Below are 22,816 nucleotides of genomic sequence, written 5' to 3' on the forward strand. Positions count from 1 at the left end.
GATGCGCTCATGTCCTCCGCACTGAGCGATCTCTGCCGGTATCCGGTCGTGCAGGCTCCGATGGCAGGCGGCGGTTCCCGCCCCGAACTCGCCGCGGCCGTGTCGGACGCGGGCGGACTCGGATTCCTGGCCGGCGGCTACAAGACCGCCGACGGCATGTACCAGGAGATCAAGCGGCTCCGCGCGCTCAGTGCCCGCCCCTTCGGCGTCAACCTCTTCATGCCGCAGCCCCCGGCCGTGGACCCGGCCGCCGTCGAGGCGTACCGCGGCCAGCTCGCCGGCGAGGCCACCTGGTACGACACCCCGCTCGGCGAGGACGTCTTCGGCGGCTGTGACGACGGCTACGACGCCAAGGTCGCGATCCTCCTCGACGACCCGGTGCCGCTGGTCTCCTTCACCTTCGGCTGCCCCGACCCCGCCACCCTCGACGCCTTCCACCGCGCCGGAACCTGCACCGCGGTGACCGTCACCACCGCCGAGGAGGCACGGACCGCGCAGCACGCCGGCGCCCAGGCGGTCTGCGTGCAGGGCATCGAGGCCGGCGGCCACCAGGGCACCCACCGCGACGACCCGGAGGCCGACGGCGGCGGCTTCGGCCTGCTGCCGCTCGTCGCGCAGGTCCGCGAGGCCGTCGCGGTCCCGATCATCGCCGCCGGCGGCCTGATGCGGGGGGCGCAGATAGCCGCCGTGCTGGCCGCGGGCGCGGCCGCCGCCCAGCTCGGCACCGCGTTCCTGCCCTGCCCGGAGTCCGGCGCCGACCCGCTGCACAAGCGGGCCCTGACCGACCCGCTGTTCTCCCGCACCGAGCTGACCCGGGCCTTCTCCGGGCGGCCCGCCCGCGGGCTGGTCAACCGGTTCATGCGCGAACACGGCCCCTATGCGCCGGCCGCGTACCCGCAGGTGCATCATCTGACCACCGGACTGCGCAAGGCCGCCGCCGACGCGGGCGACCCGCAGGGGATGGCCCTGTGGGCCGGACAGGGCCACCGGCTGGCCCGCACCCTGCCCGCCGGGCAGCTGGTGGAGGTTCTCACGGCCGAAGTGGCCGAAGCGCAGAGCGCGATGCAGATGAGGAGTGCGTCATGACCGCCCCCGTGTTCGTGGTCGACAAGGTGCCCGCCGGGCCGCAGTTCGTCCTGGACGGGCCCGAAGGCCGGCACGCGGTCTCCGTGAAGCGGCTGGAACCCGGCGAGGAGGTCGTCCTCACCGACGGCCGCGGCGCCTGGGCCGAGGGCGTGGTCGCGGCCGCCGAGGGCAAGGACCGCCTGGTGGTCGACGTACGGACGGTCGCCGAGGAGCCCGAGCCGGCCCCGCGGATCACCGTGGTGCAGGCCCTGCCCAAGGGCGACCGCGGCGAGCTGGCCGTCGAGACCATGACCGAGACCGGGGTCGACGCGATCGTGCCCTGGCAGGCCGCCCGCTGCATCACCCAGTGGCGCGGCGACCGGGGCGCCAAGTCCCTGGCCAAGTGGCGCAACACGGCCCGCGAGGCTGGCAAGCAGTCCCGCCGGGTCCGCTTTCCCGAGGTCACCGAGGCCCTGTCCACCAAGCAGGTCGCCGCCCTGCTCGCGGAGGCCGACCTCGCGGTCGTCCTGCACGAGGACCGGGACGCCGACAGCGGCGCGCTGGCCCTCGCCGAGCTGCCCGCGGCCGGCTCGATCGTGGTCGTCGTCGGCCCCGAGGGCGGCGTCTCGCCGGAGGAGCTGGCCGTGTTCGCCGAGGCCGGCGCCCGCCCGTACCGGCTGGGACGCTCGGTGCTGCGCACCTCCACGGCCGGCACCGCGGCCACCGCCGTCCTCCTGGCCCGCACCGGTCGCTGGTCGTAGCAGCCGGGCTCCAGGGCCCGTCGAGCGGTCCCCGGCCGGGCGCTCGCTACGATGCGACTGACCGATCACGCTACGGAGGCGAAGCACATGGCAGGGGAACCGCAGGCGGACTGCCTGTTCTGCAAGATCGTCAAGGGGGAGATCCCCGCGACGGTCGTGCGCGAGACGGAGACCACGGTCGCGTTCCGCGACATCAACCCGCAGGCCCCGACGCACGTCCTGGTGATCCCCAAGGCGCACTACCCGGACGCGGCCTCGCTGGCCGCCGCCGAGCCCGCGCTCGCCGCCGACGTGCTGCGGGAGGCCGGCGAGATCGCCGCCGAGGACAAGGTGGACGGCTCCGGCTACCGGATCGTCTTCAACACCGGCACCGGCGCCGGCCAGACCGTCTTCCACGCCCACGCGCACGTGCTCGGCGGCCGCGGCCTCCAGTGGCCCCCGGGATAACCCTCCGTGTCCGTACGTGAATTCGTGGTGCTCGGCACCGCGAGCCAGGTCCCGACCCGGCACCGCAACCACAACGGGTACCTGCTGCGCTGGGACGGAGAGGGGATCCTCTTCGATCCCGGCGAGGGCACCCAGCGGCAGATGCTGCGGGCCGGCGTGGCCGCGCACGACATCGACCGGATCTGCATCACGCACTTCCACGGGGACCACTCGCTCGGCCTGGCCGGGGTGATCCAGCGGATCAACCTGGACCGGGTCCCGCACCCGGTCACGGCACACTTCCCGGCGTCCGGGCAGCAGTTCTACGACCGGCTGCGGCACGCCACCGCCTACCGTGAGACCGTCGTCATCGACGAGGCGCCGGTCAGCGCGGACGGGGTCCTCGCGGCCGGGCCGTCGTACCGGCTGGAGGCGCGCCGGCTGAGCCACCCCGTGGAGTCGTTCGGCTACCGGCTCACCGAGCCCGACGGCCGGCGGATCCTGCCGGAGCTGCTGGCCGGGTACGGGATCTCCGGGCCGGACGTGGGCCGGATCCAGCGCGAGGGCCGGCTCGGCGAGGTCAGGCTCGACCAGGTCAGCGAGGTCCGGCGGGGGCAGAGCTTCGCCTTCGTCATGGACACCCGGCTGTGCGAGGGCGTGGACGCGCTCGCCGAGGGCTGCGACATGCTCGTCATCGAGTCGACCTTCCTCGACGAGGACGAGCACCTGGCCACCGAGCACGGCCACCTGACCGCCGGGCAGGCCGCCCGGGTCGCCCGCGACGCAGGCGTCCGGCACCTGGTCCTGACCCACTTCTCGCAGCGGTACACCGACCCCGAAGCCTTCGAACGGCAGGCCCGCGCGACCAGTTTCGACGGCGAACTGACCGTCGCCCAGGACCTCCTGAGGGTCCCGCTGCCCCGGCGCTCCTGACCCCGCCCCCGGCCCGGCCGGCGCCCCGTACGCCGTATGCCGGTGATCTGGGCCACACTGGGTTTGGGGCGGGGGCATCCCGGGCAGGGCTGGCGGTCCTGCGGTGATTTTCCCTCCCGGCAGTCCCTGCCGCCCCTGCCGACGCAGCAGAAACGACCCCTCAGGACGGGGAGACCTCACGTGACCAGCCGGAACGGACACCACCCGCCCCTGCGAGCCCCGCTGGACCCGCTGCGCGCCGTAAGGGCCCCGCAGGACCCGGGCTGCGACGTGTTCCTGACCGGCACGGTCTTCCTGGACATCATCTTCACCGGGCTCGACTCCGCACCCGTCCGCGGCACCGAGTCCTGGGCCCGCGGCATGGGCTCCAGCCCCGGCGGCGTCGCCAACATGGCCACCGCCCTGGCCCGCCTCGGCCTGCGCACCTCGCTCGCCGCGGCCTTCGGCGACGACCACTACGGCGAGTACTGCTGGGACGCTCTGGAGCAGGGCGAGGGCATCGACCTGTCGATGTCGCGGACCATCCCCGGCTGGCACTCACCGGTCACCGTGTCGATGGCGTACGAGGGCGAGCGGACGATGGTCTCGCACGGCCACGAGGCGCCCCCGCCGGCCGGGCCCGGCCCGTTCCCGGACTGCCCGCCCCGGGCCCGCGCCGCCGTAGCCTCCCTGGAACCGGGCCGCCGGTCCGAGTGGATCGCCTCGGCCGCCGCCCGCGGCGCGCGGATCTTCGCCGACGTCGGCTGGGACGACAGCGGCCGCTGGGACCTCGACGGGCTGCACGACCTGGAGCACTGCGAGGCCTTCCTGCCGAACGCCGGCGAGGCCATGCACTACACCCGCACCGAGTGCCCGCTGGCCGCGGCCCGGGCGCTGGCCGAGCGGGTGCCGATCGCAGTCGTCACCATGGGGGCGGAGGGCTCGTACGCCGTCGACGGGCGGACCGGGGAGACCGCGCGGGTACCGGGCATCGCCGTGGCGGAGCTGGATCCCACCGGGGCCGGGGACGTGTACGTGGCCGGGTTCCTCACCGGGACCCTGGCCGGCTGGCCGCTGGCCGACCGGCTGGCGTTCGCCGGTCTGACGGCGGCGCTGTCGGTCCAGGAGTTCGGCGGCTCGCTGTCCGCGCCGGGGTGGCCGGAGGTCGCGGCCTGGTGGCGTGCCGTGCGGGAGCGGGCCGGCGGGCTGCCGGAGGAGCTGCGCCGGTACGGGTTCCTGGACGGGCTGCTCGCGGACTCGGCCCTCGACGCGGAAGCCTGCGGCCCGCGCCGCCGCGCCGTCCCCACCATCGGCTTCCGCCACTCCGCCTGACCCGGCGCCCCAGCCCACGGGGCTCCGCCCCGGACCCCGGTCCTCAAACGCCGGACGGGCTTGATTTTTTCCCCTGTCCGGACTTCGGCCGGTCCGGGGCGGAGCCCCGAAAACCTCTCGGAAGCGTCGCGGCGGCGTCGTACGCTTGGAAGTCACAGAGGTCGTCGAACGGCGAGACCTCGCAACGGGAGGTATGTGCAGGCCAGAGAGCCGGCCCATGACTCAGACACCCACAGACCAGACCCTTGCACCGGGACAGGCGCGAGCCCACTTCACCGTCCCCGCGAAGCACCCGATGGTGATGGTGCTCGGCTCGGGTGACGCCCTGTTGCGCGTGATCGAGCGGGCGTTCCCCGCCGCCGACATCCACGTCCGCGGCAACCAGGTGACCGCCGTCGGCGACATCGCGGAAGTCGCCCTGATCCAGAGCTTGTTCGACGAGATGATGCTGGTGCTCCGCACCGGGCAGCCGATGACGGAGGACGCAGTGGAACGCTCGATCGCCATGCTCCGGGCGAATGGCGGCGACGGCACGGACGCCGTGCCGGAGACCCCGCACGAGGTGCTCACCCAGAACATCCTCTCCAGCCGCGGCCGCACCATCCGACCCAAGACCCTCAACCAGAAGCGGTACGTCGACGCGATCGACAAGCACACGATCGTCTTCGGCATCGGCCCCGCCGGCACCGGAAAGACGTACCTCGCCATGGCCAAGGCGGTCCAGGCCCTGCAGTCCAAGCAGGTCAGCCGGATCATCCTGACCCGCCCCGCCGTGGAGGCCGGCGAACGCCTCGGCTTCCTCCCCGGCACCCTCTACGAGAAGATCGACCCGTACCTGCGCCCGCTGTACGACGCCCTGCACGACATGCTCGACCCCGACTCCATCCCCCGCCTGATGGCCGCGGGCACCATCGAGGTCGCGCCGCTGGCGTACATGCGTGGCAGAACTCTCAATGATGCGTTCATCATTCTGGACGAGGCGCAGAACACGAACCCCGAGCAGATGAAGATGTTCCTCACCCGGCTCGGCTTCGATTCGAAGATCGTCATCACGGGTGACGTGACGCAGATCGACCTGCCCGGCGGGACCAAGTCCGGTCTCAAGCAGGTCCAGGAGATCCTGGACGGCGTCCCGGACGTCCACTTCTCGCGGCTCACGTCCCAGGATGTCGTCCGGCACAAGCTCGTCGGCCGTATTGTCGACGCGTACGAGCAGTACGACAGCCGCAACGGGAAGTAGTTCGAGAACCACATGTCGATCGACGTCAACAACGAGTCCGGAACCGAGGTCGACGAGCAGGCGATCCTCGACGTCGCCCGCTACGCCCTGACCCGGATGCGGATCCACCCCCTCTCCGAGCTCTCGGTGATCGTGGTGGACGCCCAGGCGATGGAGGAGCTCCACATCCAGTGGATGGACCTGCCCGGACCCACTGACGTCATGTCCTTCCCGATGGACGAGCTGCGCCCGCCGACGAAGGACTCCGAGGAGCCCCCGCAGGGGCTCCTCGGCGACATCGTGCTCTGCCCCGAGGTCGCCAAGAAGCAGGGCGAGGACGCGCCCACCGGGCACTCGATGGACGAGGAGCTCCAGCTCCTCACCGTCCACGGGGTCCTCCACCTGCTCGGCTACGACCACGAGGAGCCGGACGAGAAGGCCGAGATGTTCGGCCTGCAGGCGGCGATCGTCGACGGCTGGCGGGCCGAGCGCGGCCTGACCGGTCCGTCGCCCGCGCCCACCGTCTCGTGAGCGCCGCCCAGCTGATCGCCGGGGCGGTGGCGCTGGTCATCGTGGCCTGGCTGGCCGCCTGCGCCGAGGCCGGCATCGCCCGCGTCTCCGTCTTCCGGGCCGAGGAGGCCGTCCGCTCCGGGCGGCGCGGCAGCGCCAAGCTGCTCCAGGTCGCCTCCGACCCGACCCGCTACCTGAACGTCGCCCTGCTGGTCCGGGTGTTCTGCGAGATGGCAGCCGGGGTCCTGGTCACCTACGTCTGCCTGGACGAGTTCGGCGAGAACTGGACCGCCCTGGTCGTCGCGATCGCCGTCATGGTCCTCGTCTCGTACGTGGCCGTCGGCGTCTCCCCGCGCACCATCGGCCGCCAGCACCCGCTGAACACCGCGACCGCCGCCGCGTACGTCCTGCTGCCGCTGGCCCGCGTGATGGGGCCGGTCCCGCAGCTGCTGATCCTCCTCGGCAACGCCCTCACTCCCGGAAAGGGCTTCCGCAAGGGCCCGTTCGCCTCCGAGGCGGAGCTGCGCGCCATGGTCGACCTCGCGGAGAAGGAGTCGCTGATCGAGGACGACGAGCGCCGCATGGTGCACTCGGTCTTCGAACTCGGCGACACCCTGGTGCGCGAGGTGATGGTCCCGCGCACCGACCTGATCTGCATCGAGCGGTACAAGACGATCCGTCAGGCCACCACGCTCGCGCTGCGGTCCGGCTTCTCGCGGATCCCCGTGACCGGGGAGAACGAGGACGACATCGTCGGGATGGTCTACCTCAAGGACCTCGTCCGCAAGACGCACATCAACCGCGAGGCCGAGGCCGATCCGGTGTCCACCGCGATGCGCCCGGCCGTCTTCGTGCCGGACACGAAGAACGCGGGCGACCTGCTGCGGGAGATGCAGCAGGTGCGCAACCACGTCGCCGTCGTCATCGACGAGTACGGCGGCACCGCGGGCATCGTCACCATCGAGGACATCCTGGAGGAGATCGTCGGCGAGATCACCGACGAGTACGACCGGGAACTTCCGCCCGTCGAGGAACTCGGCGGCGACCGCTACCGGGTGACGGCCCGTCTCGACATCACGGACCTCGGCGAGCTGTTCGGCATCGACGAGTACGACGACGAGGACGTGGAGACGGTCGGCGGGCTGCTCGCCAAGGCGCTGGGCCGGGTGCCGATCGCGGGCGCCGGATCCGTGGTGGAGCTGCCCGACGGCCGCCGGCTGCGGCTGACGGCGGAGGCCCCGGCGGGCCGCCGGAACAGGATCGTGACGGTGCTGGTGGAGCCGGAGGCAGCGCCCGACACGGCCGGGGAGGACCCCGCGCCGTGACCCCGGAGCAGCTGCGGGCGTTCTGCCTGGGCTTCAACGCCGTCGTGGAGGAGTTCCCCTTCAACCCGGAGACCTCGGTCTTCAAAGTGCTCGGCAAGGTGTTCGCGCTCAGCGCCCTGGACGCCAGTCCACTGCGGGTGAACCTCAAGTGCGACCCGGAGAACGCGCTGCGGCTGCGCGAGCAGTACCCGGCCGTGATGCCCGGCTGGCACATGAACAAGCGGCACTGGAACACCGTGACCGTCTCCGAGGTCCCCGGCACCCTCCTGAAGGAGCTCGTCGAGGACTCGTACGACCTGGTGGTGGCGGGGCTCCCGCGGGCGGAGCGGCTGCGGCTGGATCGACCGTAAACCGGTGGCCGGTTTTCGACCCAGGTGCGGACCGGTCGGTGCGGCGGACCCTTCGGGTGCAAGGTCACAATTTCGCAGGACGTTCGGATCCACGGTTTGCCGTGCCCTAGTCTTGGCTTTGCTTCCGCCAAGGAAGATCCCTATGCACTGTTTCACGCCGTCGTCGCCGAAGGGCTGACCACCCACAGGCCGGGGGATGGAGGGGAGAGCGCCTCGGCGGCGCCGTGCTCCGGCACGGGTCCGCCGAGGCGCTCCGTTTTTCCGGTCCCTATGCTTTCCGGCATGACCGACAGCATCTCCGGCGGCAACGGGATCGACCCCGAGGACCGCAAGATCATCACCCTGGCCCGCAGCGCCCGCGCCCGCAACGGCGTGGCCGAGGGGGCGGCCGTCCGGGACGAGACCGGCCGCACCTACGTGGCCGGCACGGTGACGCTGGACTCGCTCAGCCTCAGCGCCCTGCAGACCGCCGTCGCGATGGCGGTCGCCAGTGGTGCGCAGTCCCTGGAGGCGGCGGCCGTGGTGACCGAGGCCGCCGAACCGGCCGCCCTCGACCGCGCCGCCGTCCGCGACCTCGGCGGCCCGGCCACTCCGGTGCTGCTCGCCGGGCCGGACGGGGAGCTGAAGATCACCGTCACCGCGGGCTGAGCCCGTCCGGTCCGCCGCCGCCCCTTTCCCCGTACGCCCTCCGCGGCGTCCGTGCGTCAGGCCGCGGGGCGGCGGCGGACCACCATCGACATCAGCGCGGCCATCGCGCACAGCGCGCCCGAGGCGTACCAGACCACGTCGTACGAGCCGAAGACGTCGCGCGCCACCCCGCCGAGGAAGGCCACCAGGGCCGCACCCACCTGGTGGGCGGCGAGCACCCAGCCGAACACGATCGCGCTGTCCTCGCCGTAGTGCTCCCGGCACAGCGCGATCGTCGGAGGGACGGTGGCGACCCAGTCCAGCCCGTAGAAGACGATGAAGAACAGCATCGGGGGGTGGACGGCCGGGGCGAGCAGCATCGGCAGGAAGAGCAGCGAGATCCCGCGCAGCGCGTAGTAGACGGCCAGCAGTCGGCGGGATTCGAAGCGGTCGGTGAGCCAGCCCGAGCAGACGGTGCCGACGACGTCGAAGACGCCGATGACCGCGAGCAGCCCGGCGGCCGTGGTCATGGGCATGCCGTGGTCGTGGGCCGAAGGCACGAAATGCGTCTTGACCAGGCCGTTCGTGGAGGCGCCGCAGATCGCGAAGGCGCCGGCGAGCAGCCAGAACGGGCCGGTGCGGGCCGCGTCGAAGAGCACGGTCACGGCCCGGCGGGCCGCTCCCGGCACCGGCGCCGGCTTCGGTACCACGTCGGTGCTGCCGTACGGGGCGAGCCCGAGGTCGGCCGGGTGGTCGCGCAGCAGCAGCCAGACGAACGGGACCACGGCGATCGCCGCGAGGGCCACCGTGACCGCGGCCGGGCGCCAGCCGTGGGCGCTGACCAGCCAGGACAGCAGCGGCAAGAACACCAGCTGGCCGGAGGCGCCGGCGGCGGTGAGGATGCCGGTGACCAGGCCGCGGCGGGCGGTGAACCAGCGGTTGGTGACGGTGGCGCCGAAGGCCAGTGCCATGGAGCCGCTGCCGAGGCCGACGAGCAGGCCCCAGAACAGGACGAGCTGCCAGGCGGCGGTCATCCACACGGTGAGCAGCGAGCCCACGGAGATGACGGTGAGCGCGGCGGCCACCACCCGGCGGATGCCGAAACGGTCCATCAGGGCGGCGGCGAAGGGGGCGGTGAGGCCGTAGAGGGCCAGGTTGACCGAAACGGCGAACCCGATCGTGCCGCGCGACCAGTCGAACTCCTCGTGCAGGGGGCCGATGAGCAGGCCCGGCAGGGAGGCGAAGGCGGCCGCGCCGATGATCGTCACGAAGGTGACGGCGGCGACGGACCAGGCGCGGTGGGGGCGGCGGCGGACGGTGGGAGCGGCGGGGCGGGTGGCTGTACGGGTCACGCGGACCATGCTGGCCGGGGCGGGTGGCCGGTTCGAGTGGCCCGGGAGACATGGTTCGCTACGATCGGGCCATGGCTGCTGATATGACCGGAACCGGCGCGGAGGCGGCGCAGCACCGGGTCGTCGTGCTCGCCCTGCCGGGGCTGCTGCCCTTCGAGCTCGGGATCCCGCACCGGATCTTCGGGCGGGCCCGGGACGCCGGCGGGCGGCCCCTGTACGAGATCCTGACCTGCGGTCTGGACGCCGGGCTCGTGCCCACGGACGCAGACTTCGCGGTCGCCGTCGCGCACGGACCGGAGCTGCTGGCGACCGCGGACACGGTGGTGGTGCCGGCCTCGTACGAGCTGGGGCCGGTGTACGAGGAGGGCCGGCTGACGCCCGAGCTCGCCGCCGCGCTGGACCTCGTACGGCCCGGGACGCGGCTGCTGTCGATCTGCACGGGCAGTTACGTGCTGGCCGCGGCCGGGCGGCTGGACGGGCGGCGGGCGACGACGCACTGGTCTTCGGCGGCGCACTTCCAGCGGCTGTTCCCGGCGGTCGAGGTCGATCCGGACGTGCTGTTCATCGACGACGGGGACGTGCTGACGTCGGCGGGGGTGGCGGCCGGGATCGACCTGTGCCTGCACGTGGTGCGGCGGGACCACGGGGCGGCCGTCGCGAACGACGTGGCCCGGCGGACGGTGGTGCCGCCGCACCGGGACGGGGGGCAGGCGCAGTTCGTCTCGCGGCCGCTGCCGTCGTCGGCGGTGGCGAGTACGGCGGGGGCGCGGGGGCGGATCCTGGACCGGCTGCACGAGCCGGTGCGGCTCAGTGAGCTGGCCCGGGAGGAGGCGATGTCGGTACGGACGTTCACGCGGCGGTTCCGGGAGGAGGCGGGGGTCAGTCCGGGGCAGTGGCTGGTGCGGCAGCGGGTGGAGCGGGCCAGGGTTCTGCTGGAGACGACCTCGCTGGGTGTGGAGGCGGTGGCCCGGGAGGCGGGTTTCGGCACCGCGCAGTCTCTGCGCAAGCACTTTCATTCCGCTCTGGGTGTCACGCCGACGGCCTACCGGCGCACGTTCCGCCCGGCCTGACCGCCTTGCGAACCGGTGCTCCGCCCCGCACCCCGGTCCTCAAGCGCCGGACGGGCTGGATTTCCCCGCCCTGCACTTCGCCTGCGACCCCGCCCGTGGGGCCGATGCGGCAAATCCAGCCCCGCCGGCGTTTGAGGCGCGGGGTACGGGGCGGAGCCCCGGATCTTCGAGCGCGGCCGGAGACCGAGGCGCGGGACACCCGGCGGATGCTGCCAATAGTTGATGGGTCATCAGGTCGTGGGGGATGGCGGCATTGACTTCTGGGGTGTGGCGCTCGTGAATGGGCCCAGCCGGGGGACCCGGGGACAGGGCGGGGGACGCGCGCATGGAGGCACGCAGGGGACACCGCTGGGCGGCGACGCTCGGAGTGGTCGCACTCGCAGCCTCGGCCGCGCCGAGCGCGACCGCCTCCGGCGCCGCCGCGCAGGACGTCGCGTTCCGCACGCACTGCCTGGCCCCCCAGGAGTCCGGCCTGGCCCCCGCGGACGGCCGGACCCGCGCCACCGTGACCGTGGACAACGCCGCGCCGAAGGCGGGGGACACCGTCACCGTGACCTACCGGGTCGTGACCACCGTCGCCGGGAACCCGCTCGACACCCCGCTGCCCGCCGACACCGTCACCCCCACCGGCAAGGTCCGGCTCGGCGGCGCCCAGCAGGGCGAGGTGACCGTCGTCGGGGCCAAGCGCAACGACCCGGTGCCCGCCCGCGGCGCCTTCGCCGCGTTCGACATGACCGGCACCTTCACCGTCACCGACCCCGGCGTGATCACCCTCGCCCCAGGCGACTACGCCCTCCACACCAGCCACCTCATGGAGCTGGACACCCGCTGCACGGCCGACCGGGCACCGGTCGCGGCCCGCCTCACGGCCGCCCCGGACCCCGCCGCCAACCGGCGCGCCCTCGCCCTCGCCGCCCCCTCCGGTCCGCCCGGTGCCAAGGTCCGCGTGACCGGCGCCGGCTTCACCCCGGGCGCCGCCGTCACGGTCGCCGGCCGGGCCGGGGCCGCCGAGACCGCCGACCGGGTCACCGCCACCGCCGACGGGCTCGGCACCCTCACCGCCGAACTGCCCGCCGCCGACCGCACGACCACCGCCGTCATCGCGTACGAGGGACCCGCGTGGACGGCGGAACGCGGCACGGGCCCGGCCGCGTACGCCGTGATCCGGGAAGTCCCGCCGCCGCCCGGCAGCCAGAAGGTGACCGTGGACGTGACCCCCGGCGCCCTGTCGATGCTCCAGGAGGGCGCGGAGATCGCGCTCTCCCCGGTGCCGTACGGCGAGGGCGGCGCGGCCACCGGACGGATCCGGACCGTCACCGTCAAGGACCTCCGAGGGGGCCCCGCAGGCTGGTCCCTCACCGGCCGCCTCACCGACTTCACCGGCCCCGGCGGCGCCCGCCTCGACGGCGCCCGGCTGACCTGGAGGCCCGTCTGCGTCACCCGCGCCGGCAGCCCCAGCACCTGCGCCGCCGGCAGCCCCGGACCGCTGGGCGACGGCGCCACCCTGGCGAGCACCCCGGACGCCGGCCTGGTCGGCGGCGAGTTCACGGTGGACGCCGAGGTGTCCCTGGACGTCCCCGCGTACACCGCACCGGGCGCCTACACCGCGGTCCTGACCCTGACCCTGTCGTGAACCGGACCCGCACCGCCGCAGCCCTCCTCCTCGCCGCGGCCGCGGCCCTCAGCGCCGCCCCCGCCCACGCCGCCGACAACGGTCAGTGGTCCGTGCAGCCCGCCGCCACCCGGATCGCCCAGCGGCCCTGGTTCCACCTCGCCGCCGCCCCCGGCGCCACCGTCACCGACCGGGTCACCGTCGGCAACCGGACCCGCCGCCCGCTGGTCTTCCGGCTCTACGCCGCCGACGCCTACAACACCGCCCGGGACGGCGGCTTCGCCGTCCGCGGCCCCGACGAGCCCCGCCGGGGCGTCGGCGCCTGGACCCGGCTCGCCCGGGACCGGATCACCGTGCCGCCGCGCTCCACCGTCACCGTCCCCTTCACCCTCGCCGTCCCCGAGCGGGCCGAACCGGGCGACCACCCCGGCGCCGTCGTCGCCCTCGCCGAGCAGCCGGAGCGGCCCGCGGACGGGCCGGCCGCCGGCATCGGCGTCCAGCGGGCCGTCGCCGCCCGGGTGCACCTGCGGGTCACCGGCCCCACCGCACCGATGCTGGCCGTGGAGGGGCTCACCGTGACCCGGCCGCCCGGCACGGACACCGCCGTCGTCACGTACACCCTGCACAACCAGGGCAACGTCACCCTGCACCCCGCCGGCCGGCTGCGCGCCGAGGGCCTGCTCGGCCGGGACCTGCTGGACCGGCCGCTCGCCCGGCTGCCCGCCGACCTGCTCCCCGGCACCAGGGTCCGGCTCACCGAGCGCTGGCGCGGGCTGCCCGCCTTCGACCGGCCCGAGATCCGCGTCACGGTCACCGCGGGCGAGGCCGCCGACCGGGCCGCCGCCGGATTCGCCACCGGCCCCTGGACCCCGGCCGGCACCGCCGCCGGCGTGCTGCTCGCCGGGGCCTCCGCGTTCGCCGGGCGGCGGTACTGGTCGGCACGCGCGGCGGCATCGGGGAGAATGGCCCGCATGAGCGATCGTTCCCCCTCGTCCACCACCGCGCACCGCGCGGGCTTCGCCTGCTTCGTGGGCCGGCCCAACGCGGGCAAGTCGACCCTGACCAACGCACTCGTGGGCACGAAGGTCGCGATCACCTCCAACCGGCCGCAGACCACCCGGCACACCGTCCGCGGCATCGTGCACCGCCCGGACGCCCAGCTGGTCCTCGTCGACACGCCCGGCCTGCACAAGCCGCGCACCCTGCTCGGCGAGCGGCTGAACGACGTGGTGCGCACCACGTGGGCCGAGGTCGACGTGATCGGCTTCTGCCTGCCCGCCGACCAGAAGATCGGCCCCGGCGACAAGTTCATCGCGAAGGAACTCGCCGGGATCAAGAAGACCCCCAAGATCGCCATCGTCACCAAGACGGACCTGGTCGACTCCAAGGCGCTCGCCGAGCAGCTGCTCGCGATCCAGCAGCTCGGCGCCGAGCTGGGCATCGAGTGGGCGGAGATCGTCCCGGTGTCCGCCGTCGGCGACACCCAGGTCAAGCTGCTGGCCGACCTGATCGCCCCGCTGCTGCCGGAGAGCCCCCCGCTCTACCCCGAGGGCGACCTCACCGACGAGCCCGAGATGGTCATGGTCGCCGAGCTGATCCGCGAGGCCGCCCTCGAAGGCGTCCGCGACGAGCTCCCGCACTCGATCGCCGTGGTCGTCGAGGAGATGCTGCCGCGCGAGAACCGGCCGGCGGACAAGCCGCTGCTGGACATCCACGCCAACGTCTACATCGAGCGCCCCAGCCAGAAGGGCATCATCATCGGCCCCAAGGGCTCGCGCCTGAAGGAGGTCGGCATGAAGTCCCGCAAGCACATCGAGGCGCTGCTGGGCACCCCCGTCTTCCTCGACCTGCACGTCAAGGTCGCCAAGGACTGGCAGCGGGACCCCAAGCAGCTCCGCAAGCTGGGCTTCTGATCCCGGCGACGGACCACGGGGGAGGGGCGGCACCGCACGGGTGCCGCCCCTCCCTCCCTTCACGACCGCCGCGCTACGAGATCTCCGCGATCAGCGCCGTGCCCGCCCGGCGGAAGCCCGCCCGGGTGTAGATCCGGGCCACGTCCTCGTCGCCCGCGGACAGGAACACCGTGGCGGCACCCGCCTCGCGGGCCGCGGCCACCAGCGCGGCCGTCACGCCGAGGGCGAAACCCTGCCGGCGGGCGGCGGGCAGCGTCCCCACGCCGACCACCTCGGCGACGTCGCCCGCGGGGAGGTACTGGCCCGAGCACAGCACCACCCCGTCGCGCACGACCGCGGCCAGCGCCGTGGTACCGGCCGCCAGCTTCCGCGCCACGTACGTCCGCCGCGCCTCGCTCCCCGGGTCGGCCATCTGCCGCCCCAGCTCCGCGACGCCGGCCTCGCCGAGCGCGGTGCCGGGGGCCGCGAACGCCAGGGTCGGCACGGTGACGGCGGCCAGCAGCATCGGGTCGTCCGCGCCGAGCAGCCGGACCTCCGGGTGCGGCGGCACGGTCTCCGCCGCCGGGTCCAGCACCATCAGCGGGTGGGCGTGCACCGGGACGCCCGCCGCCTCGACGGCCGCGCGCAGCCCCGGGGTGGTCTCGGCCACCCACTCGAAGGCCTGCGGCACCTTCAGCTCCCGCTGGCGCTCCAGCACCCGCGTCACGTCGGCCGGGGTCACCGCCCCGCCGCCGCCCAGCGCGGGCCGCGCGTAGTACTGCCAGCCCTCCGGGTCCTCCTGGACGAACAGGGTCAGCGGGCCGAAGTCCTCGGCGCGGGCGCCGCCCAGGCGCGGCACGGTGTCGTAGTACCGCTCCAGGGCGGGCAGGGCATCGTCAGAAATGATCACCAGGGCATCCAAGCAGGGACCCGGCGGCCGGGCACCCCGGTTTCGGCCCGCACCGCGGCAGCGTCACGCGCCCTCCTTGAGGACCCGCCGGACCAGCTGCCGCTGGGCGTCGGTCAGGTCCGGATCGGCGCAGTGCACCGTCCGGCCGTCCACGGTGATCCGGTACGAGAAGCCGTCCCGGACCCCTGAGGAGGCGGGCCGCGGCGGGCCGGGGCGCAGCGCGAGCTCCGCCAGCGCCCGCCACTCGTCCGCGTCCTCCCCGGAGGTGACCTCCACCTCGGCCCGCCGCTCGATGCCGGCGAAACCGCCCGTCCGGTGCACTTCGATCCGCATGGCAGGAGTTCTACCGCGGTCAGCCGGTCGGCACACCCACCTGCGCCCAGGCCTTCAGCAGCGCCTGCTGCTCCTCGCCCTCGCCGAAGCGGGTCACGGCCGCCGCCACCGACAGCCGGGCGAAGTCGGCGAAGCTCGCCTTCTTGTCCAGCTCGCCGCCGGTGAGGGTGTCGTACCAGATCTGTCCGGCCCGCTCCCAGGCGTGTCCGCCGAGGGCGGTGGCCGCCAGGTAGAAGGCGTGGTTGGGGATGCCGGAGTTGATGTGCACGCCGCCGTTGTCGCGGCCGGTGCGGACGTAGTCGTCCATGGTGGCCGGCTGCGGGTCCTTGCCCAGCACGTCGTCGTCGTACGCGGTGCCCGGGGCCTTCATGGAGCGCAGGGCGGTGCCCTCGACGGAGGGGGCGAAGAGGCCCGAGCCGATCAGCCAGTCGGCCTCGGCGGCGGTCTGGCCGAGGGTGTACTGCTTGATCAGGGAGCCGAAGACGTCCGACATGGACTCGTTCAGGGCGCCGGGCTGGCCGAAGTACGTGAGGTTCGCCGTGTACTGGGTGACGCCGTGGGCGAGCTCGTGGCCGATGACGTCCACGGGGATGGTGAAGTCGAGGAAGATCTCCCCGTCCCCGTCGCCGAACACCATCTGCTCGCCGTTCCAGAAGGCGTTCCCGTAGTTCTCGTCGTAGTGGACGGTGGCGAGAAGCGGCAGGCCCTCGCCGTCGATCGAGTTCCGTCCGAAGGCCTTCAGGAACAGGTCGAAGGTGGCTCCGAGACCGGCATAGGCGCGGTTGACGGTGGCGTCCTGGCCGGCTTCCGAGCCCTCGCGCCGGACGATCTCGCCGGGCAGGTCGAGGCCGTTGCGGGCGTCGTGGATGGTCCGGTTCGGGCGGTCGCCGCCCGGCTCGGCCAGGTCGAGCGCGGGCACCCCGATGACGGTGTTCAGCCGTCGGGTGGTGCGCAGGGAGGCGTCGGCGATGAGGGTCCGGCGGGCCGGCTCGGCGACGAGCTGGTTGTCGGACTGGGCGAGCCGGTCCAGCAGGTGGGGCGGCACGATCGTGCAGAACACGGGGTGGAAGGCAGCAGCCATGGGATCCATGCGACAGCAATGTGGCACCGGGTAACGGTGGTGTCACTAGGTGCGACCATGATTCATTCGCTTGTCTGAAACGCGACGGGGCTCGTTGACGCTTCGACCGGACCTCCAGGCCGGCCCGAGCGGCATACGTCACATTTCGGACATGGCGGAAATGCGGTCCCGCATACTGGAACGGCCACGCGCCCCCGGTGCGGCTCGGCTAGGGTTCGGTCCATCATGCGTTTCGGGCTGCTTCTCCTTAGCTGCCGCGGCGAGGGCCTGTAGTCGTAGGCCGACCCCCTCCCCGCGGAGTCTGGTGATGCCGTTACGACCCGTCGGCCGTTCAGCGAAAGACACGCGGACACGCGAGGAGCCCTACGCAATGACTCAGCCCATCGGTCGCCCCACGCCCATCACCAACGCGACCCAGCTGCAGAAGCCGTCCGGGATGCCGATCCACAAGTACGGCGTCTACGAGCAGGTCGACCTGCCCGACCGCACCTGGCCGAACCAGCGGATCACCAAGGCGCCCCGCTGGCTGTCGACCGACCTGCGCGACGGCAACCAGGCGCTGATCGACCCGATGAGCCCCGCCCGCAAGCGCGAGATGTTCGACCTGCTGGTGCGCATGGGCTACAAGGAGATCGAGGTCGGCTTCCCGTCCTCCGGCGAGACCGACTTCAACTTCGTGCGCTCCATCATCGAAGAGGGCGCCATCCCGGACGACGTCACCATCTCCGTCCTGACCCAGGCCCGCGAGGACCTGATCGAGCGGACCGTGGAGTCCCTGCGCGGCGCCCGGCGCGCCACCGTGCACCTGTACAACGCGACCGCCCCGACCTTCCGCCGGGTCGTCTTCCGCGGCTCCAAGGAGCAGATCAAGCAGATCGCCGTCGACGGCACCCGCCTGGTCATGGAGTACGCCGAGAAGATCCTGGACGATGAGACGATCTTCGGGTACCAGTACAGCCCCGAGATCTTCACCGACACCGAGCTGGACTTCGCGCTGGAGGTCTGCGAGGCCGTCTGTGACGTGTGGCAGCCGGAGGAGGGCCGCGAGATCATCCTCAACCTGCCCGCCACCGTGGAGCGTTCGACGCCGTCCACGCACGCGGACCGGTTCGAGTGGATGGCGCGCAACCTGACCCGTCGCGAGCACATCTGCATCTCCGTACACCCGCACAACGACCGCGGCACCGCCGTCGCCGCCGCCGAGCTGGCGCTGATGGCCGGCGCGGACCGGGTCGAGGGCTGCCTGTTCGGGCAGGGCGAGCGCACCGGCAACGTCGACCTGATCACCCTGGGCATGAACCTGTTCTCGCAGGGCGTCGACCCGCAGATCGACTTCTCCCAGATCGACGAGATCCGCCGCACCTCCGAGTACTGCAACCAGATGGAGGTCCACCCGCGCCACCCCTACGCGGGCGACCTGGTCTACACCGCCTTCTCCGGCTCCCACCAGGACGCCATCAAGAAGGGCTTCGACGCCATGGAGGCCGACGCGGCCGCCCAGGGCAAGACGGTCGACGACATCGAGTGGGCGGTCCCGTACCTGCCGATCGACCCGAAGGACGTCGGCCGCTCCTACGAGGCCGTCATCCGCGTCAACTCGCAGTCCGGCAAGGGCGGCATCGCGTACGTCCTGAAGAACGACCACAAGCTGGACCTGCCGCGCCGGATGCAGATCGAGTTCTCCCGGATCATCCAGGCCAAGACCGACGCCGAAGGCGGCGAGGTCACGCCGAAGGACATCTGGAACGTCTTCAAGGACGAGTACCTGCCCAACCCCGAGAACCCGTGGGGCCGCATCCAGCTGCGCTCGGGCCAGTCGACCACCGACAAGGACGGCTCGGACACGCTGACCGTCGAGGCGGTCGTGGACGGCATCGAGACCGAGCTGACCGGTACCGGCAACGGCCCGATCTCGGCCTTCTTCGAGGCCCTGGCCGGCATGGGCATCGACGCCCGTCTGCTGGACTACAGCGAGCACACCATGAGCGAGGGCGCCTCCTCGCAGGCCGCCTCGTACATCGAGTGCGTGATCGACGGCCGCGTGCTGTGGGGCATCGGCATCGACGCCAACACCACGCGCTCCTCGCTGAAGGCCGTGGTCTCCGCGGTCAACCGCACCTTCCGCTGACACCGGCGCGCCGGGACCCCGCTCCTCCCCACCGGGAGGGGCGGGGTCCCGGCGTTTCCGCCGGGTCCTAGCGGGCGAGGTAGCCGCCGTCCACGGGGAGCACCACGCCCGTGATGAACGAGGCCGCGTCGGAGGCCAGGAAGGCGATGGCGCGGGCCACCTCGGCAGGCTCGCCGAGCCGCCCCATCGGGTGCGCGGCCACCATCTCCGCCAGGTACTCCGGGCCGCCCGGCTCGTCGGGCAGGGCCAGCACCCGCTCCGTACGGATGGTTCCGGGCGCCACCGCGTTGACGCGGATGCCGTGCGCGGCCCACTCCACCGCCAGGTGCGCGGTCAGCCCCGAGGCCACGAACTTCGCCGGCCCGTACGCCGCCTGCCGGGCCTGCCCGGCCAGCCCGGAGATCGAGGACACGCACACCAGGGCGCCGCCCGGCCGCTCCTGGGCGGTCATCGCCTCGATGGCGTACTTGCAGGTCAGGAACATGCCGCGGCCGTCGACCGCCATCACCCGGTCCCAGTCCTCCGGGGTGGTCTCGCGGACGTCCGACAGCGGCAGGATCCCGGCGTTCGCCACGGCCACGTCGAGGCGGCCGAAAGCACGCACCGCGGCCGCGACCATACGGCGGTTGTCAGCCGGATCCGCGACGTCGCCGGTGACCGTCTCGACCGGCACGTCCTCGGCGGCGAGTTCGGCGCGCAGGGCCGCCAGGCCCGCTTCGTTCACATCGGAGGCGGTGACCCCGGCACCCTCGCGGGCCAGTAGCAGGGCGGTCGCCCGGCCGATCCCGCTCGCGGCTCCGGTCACCAGACACGACTTGTCCTTCACGGCCGACACCGTAAGGGGAGCAGGGGCGCGCACCGGGGCGCGCAGGGGCGCACTTCGGCCAACTGCCGTCAGGGCGGGGGAGTTGTCTTGTCACAGGGCTGCCGTCGCCACACCGGTGTGGCTAACATCACGCCCACGCGGCGATGTTGCCGAAGGGTTACGGAGGTGGGGCGTGCTGCCTGCTCGGGGTGAGACCGGCCGGAAGTGGACCGTGTGCGGCGTCCGCACCACCTGGAACACCATCGGGGACGGCGAGTTCTTCTGCCCGGGCTGCGGCGGGGACCGCAACTACCGCCGGCGCACCGGCCGCCGCCGCTTCACCCTGCTGGGCGTACCGCTGCTGCCGCGCGGGCTGGCCGGCCCGGTCGTCGAGTGCGGCAGCTGCCGCGAGCGGTTCGGCACCGAGGTGCTGGAGCACCCCACCTGCACCCGGTTCTCCGCGATGCTGCGGGACGCGGTGCACACCGTCGCCCTCGCGGTGCTCGCCGCGGGCGGCACCGGCTCACGGACCGCACTGGAGGCCGCCGCAGCCACCGTGCGGGCGGCGGGCTCCGAGGAGTGCACCGAGGAGGAGCTGGCGGCCACCGTCGACGCCCTCGCGGTGGACTCCGGGCGGCTGTCCGCGGACATGTTCGGCGCCGCGCTCTCCATCGAGCTGCACGAGGCGCTGGAGCCGCTGTCGGCGCACCTGGCACCGGCCGGGCGCGAGTCGGTGCTCCTCCAGGGCGCCCGGATCGCCCTCTCCGACGGCCCGTACAGCCCCGCCGAGCGGGAGGTGCTGTCGACCGTGGGCACCGCGCTGCGGCTGACCGGCGACGACGTGGCCCGGCTGCTGGCGGGGGTCCGCGCGTCCGGCTGAGACCGGGAGAGGGGCGCTCCGGGGCGGCTCGGGGCGCTCCCGGGCCGCCGGCCGAGCCGGCCGCCCCCCGTCAACAGCACATTCGGCGTCCGTTGGTGCTGTCGCGCTGCGCACGTGCGGGCGCGTCGGGGGCCGCGGGGCGGTAACGATTTGCCCCTACCCGCCCGTCGAAGGGCTCCTGCGTGGCCGGAATTGATCGTTCCGACCTCCGATCGGCCTCGGTGGATCCACCAGGACGGAACCTTTCACGGCACGTTCACAAGCTGTTCCGCTTCGCGCCGCGGAACGCGCGTGTGTGCTGGTCGGCGGCCTCGTCGGCCGGGAATCTTCACGGGTGTGCAGGGCAAAGCGCAGCCGTCGCGCCCGGGTCCCCGTAGCGCACCCGGCCGGTCGTCGCCATGGGGCGATCCCACAAATCACCGACGCTCGCGCATCAACAGTTTGTAGAAGACGACGATGTTCGTGAGGCGGGTCACGGGCGTTTGATTCCGGTCACACGCCGAGGCCCTGCTCGAAACAGAGCACCGCTTCGATTCACGTGACTGCACTGACAACCCTGGCGGACCCCCGAGCGCCGCCCAGGGACAACCAGATCTCCTCTCACTTACCTACCTCTTGAAGGGCAAGGCAGAGATGGCACGTGTCGCCGCCCGGCTTTCCGGCTCCGGAGAGCAGAGCACGCACCCGGTCGACGAGGTGCTCCCCCTTCCCCAGCTCGCGCTGTACGGCTTCCAGCACGTACTCGCCTTCTACGCGGGAGCGGTGATCGTCCCGATCATCGTCGGTGGTGCTCTGGGACTCAGCACCGAACAGCTGGTCTACCTGATCAACGCAGACCTCTTCACCTGCGGAATCGCCTCGATCATCCAGGCGTTCGGCATCGGCCGGATCGGCGCGCGGCTGCCGCTGATCCAAGGGGTCACCTTCACCGCCGTCTCCCCGATGATCGCCATCGGGCTCGGCGCCGGCGGCGGCACCGCCGCCCTCCTGGTGATCTACGGAGCCGTGATCACGGCCGGCCTCGCGACGTTCGCGTTCGCCTGGCTGCCGGCCAGGGCCTTCCGCGCCGTCATGCGGCTGTTCCCGCCGGTCGTCACCGGCACGGTGATCACGGTCCTCGGCATCGTGCTCATCCCGGTCGGCCTCAACGACGCCGCCGGCGGCCTCGGCAGCCCCGACTTCGGCGACCCGAAGCACTTCGCGTACGCCGGCGGCACGATGCTCTTCATCCTCGTCCTGATGAAGCTCGGCAGGCCGTTCCTGTCCAGCATCGCCATCCTGCTCGGCCTGGTCGGCGGCACCGCCGTCGCCTTCCTGCTCGGCGACGCGAAGTTCGGCGACGTCGGCCGGGCGGACTGGGTGGGCGTCACCACGCCGTTCCACTTCGGCGCCCCGAAGTTCGAGTGGTTCCCCATCCTCCTCATGCTCATCGTCATGCTGATCACGATGGTCGAGACCACCGGTGACACGTACGCCGTCGGCGACATCGTCGGCAAGGACGTCGACAGCGAGACCGTGGCCCGCGCCCTGCGCGCCGACGGCGCCGCCACCGCGCTCGGCGGCGTGCTGAACTCCTTCCCGTACGTGGCCTTCGCCGAGAACGTCGGCCTGGTGCGGATGACCAAGGTCAAGAGCCGGTTCGTGGTGGTCGCCGCGGGCGTCTTCATGATCGTCCTGGGAATGCTGCCCAAGGCCGCCGCGATCGTCGCCTCCGTCCCGCACGGGGTGCTCGGCGGCGCCGCGACCGTCATGTTCGCGATGGTCGCCCTGGCCGGCATCCAGACCCTGGCCAAGGTCGACCTCAAGGAGGAGAAGAACGCGCTGGTCATCGGCGTCTCGCTGGCCTTCGCGCTGCTCCCGGCCACCGTCCCGGTGCTCTTCAAGGAGCACATGGACGCCGACCTGTCCTCGCTGCTCAACAGCGGCGTCACCCTCGGTGCCACCGCCGCCATCGTGCTCAACCTGATCTTCAACGGCCTGGGCAAGGGCGACGCCCATCGGGCCGAGGAGCCCCCGGCAGTCATCCCGGCCCAGCCGGCGCCGGCCGGACCCGCGGAGCCGGCCGAGGACGCCGCGCCGGCGGCCCCGGCCGCGGAGGGCGGCACGACCGCCCCGGCGCCGACCGCATAGGCCTCCCAAGGGGTGTCCCCGGCCGGGTACCTGCCCCGGCCGGGGACACTGCCGTCCCGGGCCGCCCGTACGGATGCCCGGCCGCGGCCCGTACAC

General features: G+C 72.9%; 21 protein-coding genes. 16 read left to right on the forward strand and 5 right to left on the reverse strand.

Translation table 11 applies throughout. From position 1 onward, the window contains the following. Nucleotides 1-9 precede the first annotated feature (9 nt). The 10 genes from LG634_RS08100 (at nucleotide 10) to LG634_RS08145 (ending at nucleotide 8,548) form a co-directional block, all read left to right on the forward strand. Complete coding sequence (locus LG634_RS08100; RefSeq protein WP_226732969.1) at nucleotides 10-1,086, forward strand: nitronate monooxygenase; 1,077 nt, start codon at nucleotides 10-12, stop codon at nucleotides 1,084-1,086. Next, nucleotides 1,083-1,826 carry a 16S rRNA (uracil(1498)-N(3))-methyltransferase gene (locus LG634_RS08105; protein ID WP_226732970.1) on the forward strand — a complete coding sequence of 248 codons (744 nt, stop codon included), beginning with the start codon at nucleotides 1,083-1,085 and terminating at the stop codon, nucleotides 1,824-1,826. Before LG634_RS08100 ends, LG634_RS08105 begins: the two co-directional genes overlap by 4 nt. 87 nt (nucleotides 1,827-1,913) lie before the next feature. Then, on the forward strand, nucleotides 1,914-2,273 hold the full coding sequence (locus LG634_RS08110) for a histidine triad nucleotide-binding protein (protein WP_226732971.1): 360 nt from the start codon (nucleotides 1,914-1,916) through the stop codon (nucleotides 2,271-2,273). Between the two features lie 6 nt (nucleotides 2,274-2,279). Beyond that, entirely contained in the window at nucleotides 2,280-3,185 is a 906-nt protein-coding gene (locus tag LG634_RS08115; RefSeq protein WP_226732972.1) for a ribonuclease Z, read from the forward strand. Nucleotides 3,186-3,248: 63 nt separating this feature from the next. Beyond that, nucleotides 3,249-4,496: a PfkB family carbohydrate kinase gene (locus tag LG634_RS08120; RefSeq protein WP_372482391.1), complete on the forward strand. Its 1,248-nt coding sequence runs from the start codon at nucleotides 3,249-3,251 to the stop codon at nucleotides 4,494-4,496. Nucleotides 4,497-4,713: 217 nt separating this feature from the next. After that, nucleotides 4,714-5,736, forward strand: a complete 1,023-nt coding sequence (locus tag LG634_RS08125; RefSeq protein ID WP_226732974.1) for a PhoH family protein — start codon at nucleotides 4,714-4,716, stop codon at nucleotides 5,734-5,736. A gap of 12 nt (nucleotides 5,737-5,748) precedes the next feature. After that, nucleotides 5,749-6,246, forward strand: a complete 498-nt coding sequence (gene ybeY / locus LG634_RS08130) for an rRNA maturation RNase YbeY (RefSeq protein WP_226732975.1) — start codon at nucleotides 5,749-5,751, stop codon at nucleotides 6,244-6,246. Then, a complete protein-coding gene (locus tag LG634_RS08135) occupies nucleotides 6,243-7,550 on the forward strand; it encodes a hemolysin family protein (protein WP_226732976.1) in 1,308 nt (435 codons plus the stop codon). The genes ybeY and LG634_RS08135 overlap by 4 nt, the downstream gene beginning before the upstream one ends. Beyond that, nucleotides 7,547-7,900, forward strand: coding sequence for an MmcQ/YjbR family DNA-binding protein (locus LG634_RS08140; protein WP_226732977.1), 354 nt, complete (start codon nucleotides 7,547-7,549; stop codon nucleotides 7,898-7,900). Before LG634_RS08135 ends, LG634_RS08140 begins: the two co-directional genes overlap by 4 nt. 282 nt (nucleotides 7,901-8,182) lie before the next feature. Further along, nucleotides 8,183-8,548 (forward strand): cytidine deaminase-like protein, encoded by a 366-nt coding sequence (locus LG634_RS08145; protein ID WP_226732978.1) that lies wholly within the window; start codon nucleotides 8,183-8,185, stop codon nucleotides 8,546-8,548. Nucleotides 8,549-8,604: 56 nt separating this feature from the next. Here LG634_RS08145 and LG634_RS08150 read toward each other — a convergent pair whose 3' ends face one another. Continuing rightward, nucleotides 8,605-9,888, reverse strand: a complete 1,284-nt coding sequence (locus tag LG634_RS08150) for an MFS transporter (RefSeq protein WP_264202857.1) — start codon at nucleotides 9,886-9,888, stop codon at nucleotides 8,605-8,607. 62 nt (nucleotides 9,889-9,950) lie between these two features. Between LG634_RS08150 and LG634_RS08155 the strand changes: the two genes are divergently transcribed. The 3 genes from LG634_RS08155 to era all read left to right on the forward strand — a co-directional run bounded on the left by LG634_RS08155 (nucleotide 9,951) and on the right by era (nucleotide 14,474). Then, nucleotides 9,951-10,949: a GlxA family transcriptional regulator gene (locus LG634_RS08155; protein ID WP_226732980.1), complete on the forward strand. Its 999-nt coding sequence runs from the start codon at nucleotides 9,951-9,953 to the stop codon at nucleotides 10,947-10,949. A 325-nt stretch (nucleotides 10,950-11,274) separates the two neighbouring features. Next, entirely contained in the window at nucleotides 11,275-12,582 is a 1,308-nt protein-coding gene (locus tag LG634_RS08160; RefSeq protein WP_226732981.1) for a WxL domain-containing protein, read from the forward strand. A gap of 941 nt (nucleotides 12,583-13,523) precedes the next feature. Beyond that, nucleotides 13,524-14,474, forward strand: a complete 951-nt coding sequence (era, locus tag LG634_RS08170) for a GTPase Era (RefSeq protein ID WP_372482392.1) — start codon at nucleotides 13,524-13,526, stop codon at nucleotides 14,472-14,474. 73 nt (nucleotides 14,475-14,547) lie between these two features. On the opposite strand, the gene LG634_RS08175 is transcribed toward era, so the two are convergent. From LG634_RS08175 to LG634_RS08185, 3 genes are all read right to left on the reverse strand, one after another. Further along, entirely contained in the window at nucleotides 14,548-15,363 is an 816-nt protein-coding gene (locus tag LG634_RS08175) for a GNAT family N-acetyltransferase (protein ID WP_226732982.1), read from the reverse strand. Nucleotides 15,364-15,426: 63 nt separating this feature from the next. Further along, entirely contained in the window at nucleotides 15,427-15,696 is a 270-nt protein-coding gene (locus tag LG634_RS08180) for a protealysin inhibitor emfourin (protein WP_226732983.1), read from the reverse strand. A gap of 19 nt (nucleotides 15,697-15,715) precedes the next feature. Next, complete coding sequence (locus tag LG634_RS08185; protein ID WP_226732984.1) at nucleotides 15,716-16,777, reverse strand: M4 family metallopeptidase; 1,062 nt, start codon at nucleotides 16,775-16,777, stop codon at nucleotides 15,716-15,718. A 370-nt stretch (nucleotides 16,778-17,147) separates the two neighbouring features. On the opposite strand from LG634_RS08185, the gene leuA reads away from it, so the two are divergent. Further along, nucleotides 17,148-18,905, forward strand: coding sequence for a 2-isopropylmalate synthase (gene leuA, locus LG634_RS08190; protein ID WP_226732985.1), 1,758 nt, complete (start codon nucleotides 17,148-17,150; stop codon nucleotides 18,903-18,905). A 67-nt stretch (nucleotides 18,906-18,972) separates the two neighbouring features. On the opposite strand, the gene LG634_RS08195 is transcribed toward leuA, so the two are convergent. Further along, nucleotides 18,973-19,731 carry an SDR family NAD(P)-dependent oxidoreductase gene (locus LG634_RS08195; protein WP_226732986.1) on the reverse strand — a complete coding sequence of 253 codons (759 nt, stop codon included), beginning with the start codon at nucleotides 19,729-19,731 and terminating at the stop codon, nucleotides 18,973-18,975. A 172-nt stretch (nucleotides 19,732-19,903) separates the two neighbouring features. Here LG634_RS08195 and LG634_RS08200 point away from each other — a divergent pair, with 172 nt between their 5' ends. Both LG634_RS08200 and LG634_RS08205 read left to right on the forward strand, forming a co-directional pair. After that, nucleotides 19,904-20,590 carry a TerB family tellurite resistance protein gene (locus LG634_RS08200; protein WP_372482389.1) on the forward strand — a complete coding sequence of 229 codons (687 nt, stop codon included), beginning with the start codon at nucleotides 19,904-19,906 and terminating at the stop codon, nucleotides 20,588-20,590. A 633-nt stretch (nucleotides 20,591-21,223) separates the two neighbouring features. Beyond that, nucleotides 21,224-22,720: a nucleobase:cation symporter-2 family protein gene (locus tag LG634_RS08205; RefSeq protein ID WP_226732987.1), complete on the forward strand. Its 1,497-nt coding sequence runs from the start codon at nucleotides 21,224-21,226 to the stop codon at nucleotides 22,718-22,720. The last annotated feature ends 96 nt before the right edge of the window (nucleotides 22,721-22,816 follow it).

This window comes from Streptomyces bambusae (assembly GCF_020532645.1).
Lineage (GTDB): Bacteria > Actinomycetota > Actinomycetes > Streptomycetales > Streptomycetaceae > Streptomyces > Streptomyces bambusae.